Annotated in this window: 5 protein-coding genes; 1 reads left to right on the top strand and 4 read right to left on the bottom strand. The window is 75.4% G+C overall.

The genetic code is table 11. From position 1 onward, the window contains the following. Positions 1–118 precede the first annotated feature (118 nt). From NON00_RS03160 to NON00_RS03145, 4 genes are all read right to left on the bottom strand, one after another. Positions 119–1144: a glycosyltransferase gene (locus NON00_RS03160; protein ID WP_256017599.1), complete on the bottom strand. Its 1026-nt coding sequence runs from the start codon at positions 1142–1144 to the stop codon at positions 119–121. Between the two features lie 10 nt (positions 1145–1154). Next, positions 1155–2441, bottom strand: a complete 1287-nt coding sequence (locus NON00_RS03155; protein ID WP_256017597.1) for a hypothetical protein — start codon at positions 2439–2441, stop codon at positions 1155–1157. Positions 2442–2488: 47 nt separating this feature from the next. Then, a complete protein-coding gene (locus NON00_RS03150) occupies positions 2489–3427 on the bottom strand; it encodes a glycosyltransferase family 2 protein (RefSeq protein ID WP_256017595.1) in 939 nt (312 codons plus the stop codon). 169 nt (positions 3428–3596) lie between these two features. Next, positions 3597–4373 carry a WecB/TagA/CpsF family glycosyltransferase gene (locus NON00_RS03145; protein ID WP_256017593.1) on the bottom strand — a complete coding sequence of 259 codons (777 nt, stop codon included), beginning with the start codon at positions 4371–4373 and terminating at the stop codon, positions 3597–3599. A gap of 641 nt (positions 4374–5014) precedes the next feature. Between NON00_RS03145 and NON00_RS03140 the strand changes: the two genes are divergently transcribed. Then, positions 5015–7066, top strand: a complete 2052-nt coding sequence (locus NON00_RS03140) for a hypothetical protein (RefSeq protein WP_256017590.1) — start codon at positions 5015–5017, stop codon at positions 7064–7066. The last annotated feature ends 57 nt before the right edge of the window (positions 7067–7123 follow it).

Genomic DNA, 7123 nt, shown 5'->3' with positions numbered 1-7123 from the left:
TCTCCCCACCAAAGGCCTGAGGCCTTTGGAAACCCTTTCTGAAGGCGGGTGCAGGGGACCCTGTCCCCTGCTGGGGGAGTTTGAGGGGGCAAAGCCCCCTCAAGGCCACAGGCGCCCCTCACGCCCGCCGCTCCGCCTGCAAGGCGTCGCACAGCGCGGCGAGGCGGCGGGAGACGCCCTCATGGCTCAGCGTCTCCACCGCATAGGCGCGGGCGGCGGCGCCGAGGCGGGCGCGCAGCGCCGCATCCTCCCAGGCGCGCAGCAGCGCCGCGCGCAGCGCCGCCACATCGCCCGGCGGCACCAGCAGCCCCGTCTCGCCATCGGCGATATAGTCCTCCGCCCCGATCGAGCGGGTGACGACGACGCAGCGGCCGAACATCATCGCCTCGATGAAGGTCACCTGCCCGGAGGCGGAGAAGCTGTTGGCCGTGGGCACCACGCTGAGCCGCGCGCGCTGCGCCAGGGCGTGGCACTCGGCCAGCGTCAGCCCGTGGCGCAGCTCGGCATTCTCCGGCACGGCGAGCCCCGCCGTGGCATGCGCCCCCGCCACCACGACGAGGCGCAGCGGCAGGCCGCGCACCGCCTCGAACAGCGTGGCGTAGTCGCGGTTGGCGCTGCCCATGGCGAGCAGGAAGGGGGCTTCCATCTCCTCCTCCAGCGCCGGTTCCACCGCCTCGACGCTGAAGGGGACGAAGGTGAAGCGCTCGCGCGGCAGGCCGAAGGCGGCGGCGTAGCTGTCGATCTCGCGCCGCGAATGCACCACGATGCGGTCCACCGCCGCGAGGCCGAGCCGCGCCAGCGCCGTCTTCGCCCGCCCCTGCGCGTGGCCGAGGTTGAAGCTCCAGGCGAGGATGGGCATGTCCAGCCCGAGCAGCCGCTTGAGCAGCCCCGCCATCAGCGCGAGCTGCGGGAAGACGGTGAGGCAGCCGATGGCCGGGTCCTTCGCCAGCCGCGCCGCGCGCACGCCGCGCCAGGCCTGGCGCAGATAGTCCAGCCATTCCCGCGCCGAGGTCGCCCGGCGGGAGCGGTCATGCGCGTAGTCCGGCAGGATGTCGAAGAAGCGGTGGCGCCAGGCGGGGATGAAGCGCGTCAGCCAGTGGTGGTCATGGCCGCCGGGGACGGGCCCCATCAGGATCCATTGCATGTTGCCTCCGTCAGCAGGGCGGGCGGCCGAGAAGGCGGCGCAGCCAGGCGCGGCGCCGCTCGAAGCGCCGGAGCGCCGCCGCGTCCTCCATATACGCGCGGAGCAGGGGCGCGTCATGCCAGGGCACGTCATGCCGTGCCTCACGCAGCCAGGGGCTGGCGGGGTCGCGCAGCCATTCGCTGGGGAAGAGGGCGATGGTGGTGCCCGGGGCGGGCAGGGGCACCGCCGCCGGGTCGCGCCCCGCGAGATGCGCCGCCAGCGCCCCCGCCAGCCCGCCGCCCGGCGCGTCGCTGAGGTGGCAGATCGGCGTGGCGCGCGGGTTCATCTCCAGCAGCAGGGCGCGGCCGGTGCCGGCCTCCAGCACGAAGTCGAAGCCGAGCAGGCCGGACAGGCCGAGCCGCGCCGCCATCGCCGCCGCTGTCGCCGCCATCTGCGGGTGGTCGATGACGCGCACGACGCTGCCCGGCCCGGTGGGGGAGAGGGTGGTCAGCACCTCGACGCTGAGCCCGGCCAGGACGCGGCCGCGCTCGGCCAGCACGGCGCGGTTGGCCGGCGGGCCGGCGATGAAGGCCTGGAGGTGGAGCGCCGGCCGGCGCCAGGCGCGGCGCGCGGCGAAGGGGCGCAGGCTGCCCTCCCAGGCCGCCAGCTTCGCCGTCTGCAGCAGGGAGGGCCGGGTGGTGGCCGCGGCATAGGCGGCCGGGGCGGCGGCGGCCTCGCGCAGCAGGGTGACGCCGGTGCCGCCCCAGCTGCCATCGGCCTTCAGCACGCGCGGCAGGCCGGACTCGGCCAGCGCGGCCAGCAGGGCGGGCAGGCTCTCCACCGGCCGCGTCTCCGGCACGGGCAGGCCGAGCCGCGCGGCCAGCGCCATCTGCGCGGTCTTGCTGTGCGCCACCGCGGTGCTCTCCGGCGCGCCCAGCGAGGCCTCGACCAGCGCGGCGAGGTCGGGCTCGGGCCGCAGGGTGGCGAGCAGGGCGGCGGCGGCGTCATCGGCGGGCAGGACGCGGTCCGGCCGGGCGCGGCGCAGCGCCGTGGCGAGGTCCCGCCGCAGCCGCCACGGGTGGAGCCGGTGATGGGCGCGGGGGGCGCCGCTGCGGGCCAGCAGGGCGTGGGGCGGGCTGGCGGCCTCCACCACGCAGCCGGCCTGGGCGAGGGCCCCGGCCAGCCGGGCCGCCATGGTCCAGGGCTGGGTGGAGACGACCAGCAGGCGCGGGCCCTCCCCTTCGGGCCCGGCGGGGCGCGGTGTGGCCGGGGCGGCGGCCGGTGGCGCGGCGGGAAGGGGCGGGATGGGGGCGTTCATCCCGCGATTTGTTTCTTATTTGCACCGTTTTGCCAACGGGGGCCGCCCTACCATGGCGTTTTGCGCGACATGCTCCACCAGACCAGCTTGCCGGCGACCTCGGCCAGCTTGACCGAATGGCGCTCCGCCCGCGCCTCGCCGCGCAGCGTGGCGAGGCCCCAGCGCAGCGCCACCAGCCCGAGCTGCACGCTGGCGCGCAGCGCGGTGCGCAGGGCGAAGCAGGGCTTGCACGCGCTGTGGCGGAAGGTCATGACGCCGTAGATCTGCCCGGCATGGAAGCTGCGGCGGCGGATATAGGCCAGGGTGGTGCGGCTGGCGGGCACTTCCTCCTGGGCCACGGCGCCGGCGCACCAGACCATGCGCCGCCCGGCGCGGTGCAGCCGCACGAAGAGGTCGTAATCCTCGCCGCCGCAGATCCCCAGGGCAGGGTCGAAGGGCACCGGCTCGGCCAGGCAGGTGGCGCGCCGCAGCAGCAGGTTGCCGGTGGCGATCCAGCGGCCGCTCTGGCTGTCATTGTGGTCGAGCGGCATGGGCGTGCCGCTCGGCCAGTCCACATCGCGGCGGTAGCTACGCCCGGTCGGGTCCCACGCCGGCATGCCGCCGGGGAAGAAGGGGCGCACCGGGCCGAAGACCATGTCCGCCCCCGTCGCCTCCGCCGTCTCCAGCAGGGCGGCGACGCAGCCGGGCTCGAACCACTGGTCGTCATCGAGGAAGATCAGCGTCTCCCCCGCGGTGTTGGCGACGCCGGCATTGCGCGCCTCGGACACATTGGGCACCGGCGTGGAGAGGTAGCGCAGCGGCAGGCCCGGCCCCTCGGCGGCCAGGGCGGCGACGCTGTCGCGCGCATTGGCGGCGGGGGAATTGTCCACCACCAGCACCTCCGCCTCATGCCCGGGTGGCAGGGCCTGGGCGCGCGCGCTCCGCACCGCGCGGCGCAGCATCTCCGGCCGGTTGTAGGTGCAGATGACGATGGCGCTGCGCGGCATGGCGGGTCCTGCGCTGGGGAAGGGGGAGGGATTGTTCCCGAAGCCCTCGGGAAAGGAAAGCCGTGCGCGCCAGGGGCGTGGGGCGCCTGCCGTTGAGAGGGGCTTCGCCCCTCTCAAACTCTCCCGACCAAAGGCCTGAGGCCTTTGGAAACCCATCCGTGAGGCGGCCTCAGCCGCCGGCGCGCCGCCTGTCCTGGCGCGGCACCTGGCGCATCAGCCAGAGCAGGCGCGGCGCCTCCAGCAGGTAGCGGCGCCACAGCCGGCGCGGCTCGCTCAGCAGCCGGTGCAGCCACTCCAGATGGGCGCGCTGCATCCAGGCCGGGGCGCGCTGCTTGGCGCCGGTGACGAATTCCAGCGCCGCGCCCACGCACAGGCCGATGCCGGTGGCGCGCCCGCTGGCGGCGATGCGCGCGGCGAGGATTTCCTGCCGGGGCGAACCGACGCAGAGCAGCACGAAGCGCGCGGGATGCGCGAGGACGAAATCCACACAATCCGCGACGGCTGCGGGATCGTCGATGAATCCCATCGGCGGGTTGTGGTGGGCGAGGCGGCGCAGACCGAGGCGTGCGCGCAGCGCCTCCGCCACCTCCGGCGCGCCGCCGATGACGGTGAGCGGCGTCTCCGGCCCAACCAGCCCGCGCGCGAACAGCGCGGCGGTGAGATCGGAGCCGGGCGCGAGCTTCAGCGCGATGCCGCGCCGCGCCGCCAGCAGCCGCAGCACGCGGCTGTCGCAGACGGAGAGCCAGGCGTTTTCATAGATGGCGCGCAGCGCGGCATCGGCGCGGGCATGGCGCAGCAGGTGGTCGGCATTGGGCGTGACGACATAGGCGAAAGGCGCCGCCGCATCGCGCGCCGCGAGGCGCTGTAAGGTTTCTTCAAGATCCAGCATATCGAATCGCAGGCCGAGCAGGCGCTGGGCAGGCGGGGCGGTCGCGGGCTCGGTCATGCGGGGCTCGGCGCTGGAAGGGCGAAATGATGCGGCGCCAACACTACCACTGCATCGCGTCTTCGTCCTAAACTGCGGTGGGACAGGAAGCGCGGGGCTGTTCCACCGGGCCGCGCTTTTCCCCGCCCGCCGCTCCCTCTCGTGCTCATCGTCTTTCGTCATCCGCTGAGGAAAATCCCGCTGGTGCGCCTGCCGATCGTTCTGGATGTGAAGGCCCCGCCGCCGGGCCAAAGGCTGCTGGCATGAGCAACGGGACGCCGCCGGGCCAGGAGGGGGGGGACCAGGGAGAGCCGCGCGAGGGAGAGCCGCCGCCGGGCGGGGAGCCTCGTGAGGAGCAACCCCGGGGCAAGGAGCCCCGGGGGCAGGAACCAGCCGCGCCGCGCGCGGAGGACGAGCCGGAGGCGGAGTGGGAAAGGGTCGTCCCGCCCCCCCGCCAGGAGGCCCGCGCCGGCGGCGAGACGGCCGGACAGGGAAAAAGCCGGCCAGAAACCGGTGGACCAGAAACCGGTGGGCCAGAAGCCGGTGGGCCAGAAGCCGGTGGGCTGGCCGCGCCGCTGCCCGCCCCCGCGCCGGAACCGGCCGCCTCCCTGGCTGCCCCTCTGGCCGCCCCCCCGGCGGCCGACCCCTTCGGCGCGCCGCCGGTGGGGGGCTTCCATCTGGCGGACCTGCTGGTCACGCTGCGGCTGCGCTGGCGGCTGCTGGCGCTGGCCTTCGCCGCGCCGGTGGCGCTCGGCCTCGGCCTCGCCCCCCTGCTGCCCACCCGCCACACGGCCGAGAGCGTGCTGCTGGTGCAGACCAGCCGCGAGGCCACCGGCGCCCCGGATGTCACCGGCTTCGGCCCCAGCGTCATCCCGGTGGAGATGCTGAAGGTGTCGCGCGCGGAGCTTGAGATCCTGCGCAGCACCGAGGTGCTGCGCGAGGCGCTGCGCCGCGCCGGGCTGCACACCCTTTTCCCCGACCTGCGCGACGAGGGCGGCGCCGCCGAGGAAAAGGCGGTGGAGGCGCTGCAGCTCGCGCTCAAGACCGAGGCCGACACCGCCAGCACCATCCTGCGCGTCAGCCTCACCCTGCCGGACCGCGGCCGCGCCCTGCGCGGGCTGGAGGCGGTGGTGGGCGCCTATCTCGACCGCCGCGCCCAGATGTATGCCGATGAGAGCGCCCGCCTGCTGATGGCGGAGCTGGACCGCTACAACCAGCGCATCCGCGCGGTGGAGGAGCAGATCCGCGCCGTGCGCGCGCAATACGGCGTGCTGGAGATCGGCCAGGACATCCAGCTCGCCGCCACGCGGCGGGAGGAGCTGTCGCGGCGGGAAAACCAGGTGCGCGAGCAGCAGGCCACGGCGCGCGCCCAGCTCGCCGCCGCCGAGGCCGCGCTGGCCGCCCAGCCGGGCCGCGTCTTCGCCTCCTCCGAGGCCACCAACCTCGCCCCCGGCGATGATTCGCGCGGCCAGCTTGCCCGGCTGATGCTGGAGCGCGAGCGCATGGCCGGCCAGTACACCGCCGATTACCCGGGCCTGCGCGAGCTGGACCAGCGCATCGCCGCCCTGCGCGGCGCCATGCGGGAGAATGCGCGCGCCACCTTCTCCACCACCCGCGAGGTGCGCAACCCGAATGTGGAGATGCTGAGCCAGCGCGTCGTCTCCCTGCGGCTGGATGCCGAGGCGCTGGACCGCCAGCAGGCGGAGCTGACGCGCCAGCGCCAGGAGGCGGAGGCGCGCGGCGGCGCCCTGCTGGTGGCCGAGCAGCGCCTGCGCGACCTGGGGCGGGAGCGCGAGGGCTTCGAGGCCATCGCCCGCCAGCTCACCACGCGCGAGGCCGGCAGCCGCATCGGCGAGGAGGCGCGCCGCCAGGGCCGCCCCGGCGTGCAGCTGGTGCAGCCCCCCGCCGCGCCGCTCCAGGGCCGCAGCCTGCGCCGGCTGGTGGCGGCGGGCGGCATCGCCGGCGGGCTGGGGCTGGCCGGCGGGCTGGCCCTGCTGCTCACCCTGACGCGCCGCGTCCTCGCCACGCCGGAGGAGGCGGAGCGTGGCCTGCGCCTGCCCGCCCTGGCGCGCTTCGCCAGCCTCGCCCCCGCCGCGCGCGACCTGCGGCCGATGCCGCCGGTGGAGGACCTCGTGGCGCTGCTGCGCGACACCCGCCTCCAGGGCCGCCGGCCGCGCATCGTGCAGCTCGTCGCCACCGGCCCGGCCGATGGGCGGGACGAGCTCGGCCGCGCCCTGGCCGTCGCCCTCGCCCGCCGCGAGGCCGGGGATGTCGCGCTGCTCGACCTGCAGACGGACGGGCGCGGCCACCTCGCCGCCCTCGGCTCCCAGCCGGTGGAGGCGGAGCGCATCCCGGGCCATGTGCTGGTCTACAGCACGGTGCTGCCCAATCTCTGGATTTCCTACCAGGCGATGGAGTCGGACCTGACCAACCCGCGCGCCTCGCGCGAGGAGACGCAGACCCTGCTCGACCGCCTGCGCGCCGCCTTCGACACCGTGGTCCTGGTCGGCCCGGACGAGACGGAGAACTACGCCATGCGCCGCCTCGCCGCGATGGTGGACGCCAACCTGATGGTGGTGCGCGGCGAGCGCACGCGCGGGCCCGAGGCGCGCGCGGTGCGGGACTGGGTGCTGGGCTCGGGCGGCGCGCTGCTCGGCTTCGCCTTCACCGGCCAGCGCCGGCTGCTGCCCCCGGCCCTGGCCCGCCTGCTGTGAGCCTGCCCGCCATGCCCCGCCCGCCCTTTCGCGCCCCTTTTCTTTCGGTGCCGCCGC

Source organism: Roseomonas sp. GC11 (genome assembly GCF_024437745.1).
Classification (GTDB): domain Bacteria; phylum Pseudomonadota; class Alphaproteobacteria; order Acetobacterales; family Acetobacteraceae; genus Pseudoroseomonas.
This window is presented reverse-complemented; position numbering and strand designations above follow the sequence as displayed.

Excerpts from the sequence above, each read along its gene's own strand:
- NON00_RS03160 (WP_256017599.1), bottom strand. The coding sequence starts at position 1,144 with ATGCAATGGATCCTGATGGGGCCCGTCCCCGGCGGCCATGACCACCAC.
- NON00_RS03155 (WP_256017597.1), bottom strand. The coding sequence starts at position 2,441 with ATGAACGCCCCCATCCCGCCCCTTCCCGCCGCGCCACCGGCCGCCGCC.
- NON00_RS03150 (WP_256017595.1), bottom strand. The coding sequence starts at position 3,427 with ATGCCGCGCAGCGCCATCGTCATCTGCACCTACAACCGGCCGGAGATG.
- NON00_RS03145 (WP_256017593.1), bottom strand. The coding sequence starts at position 4,373 with ATGACCGAGCCCGCGACCGCCCCGCCTGCCCAGCGCCTGCTCGGCCTG.